This window comes from Erwinia sp. MYb416 (genome assembly GCF_037479575.1).
GTDB lineage: Bacteria > Pseudomonadota > Gammaproteobacteria > Enterobacterales > Enterobacteriaceae > Erwinia > Erwinia rhapontici.
In genome coordinates, this window is sequence record NZ_JBBGYT010000282.1 from 1 (window position 1) to 501 (window position 501).

Genomic DNA, 501 nt, shown 5'->3' on the forward strand with positions numbered 1-501 from the left:
ATTACTGCACCGCTGCCGGGCAGCGGCGAGTGGGGTACGCGTGACGAAGCGCTGGCCTTTGAGCAGAATAGCCTGGCCGGTGCAGCGGCGCTGATCGCGCTGATGGATCGTGAACGCGTGGAGGCCGCTCGTCGTGCAATGCTGGTGATCCCGCGCGATCTGCAGTGGAACTGGCTGGATGACGTCACGCTGGAGATGAACTTCTGGCTGCCGGCGGGCAGCTTTGCCACCAGCGTGGTGCGCGAACTGCTGTTGACCCAGGGCAGCGTAACTGAGGTTGACGAGTAATTCCCTTTGCAGCAGAGCCTGATCCCCAGCAGGCTCTGCTAATTTATCGCCTTAAGTCAGCCGTTCCTTTCACTGTTTGAACCCTTGTATCCTCTTCTTTTCTGGCGATTTTGCGAGAACCCGTACTTCCGTTACAATGCGAAATAACTTAACAATTTTGTTAATGGGAATACGGATGAAACAACCCCATCTGCCAGTGCCGGAGAGCACAAG

1 pseudogene is annotated in these 501 nt (G+C 56.3%); it reads left to right on the plus strand.

The features are described 5' to 3' along the window. Window positions 1–288 (plus strand): annotated as a pseudogene (gene truD, locus WH277_RS02525) (tRNA pseudouridine(13) synthase TruD); the annotation flags it as partial. Window positions 289–501: the final 213 nt, after the last annotated feature.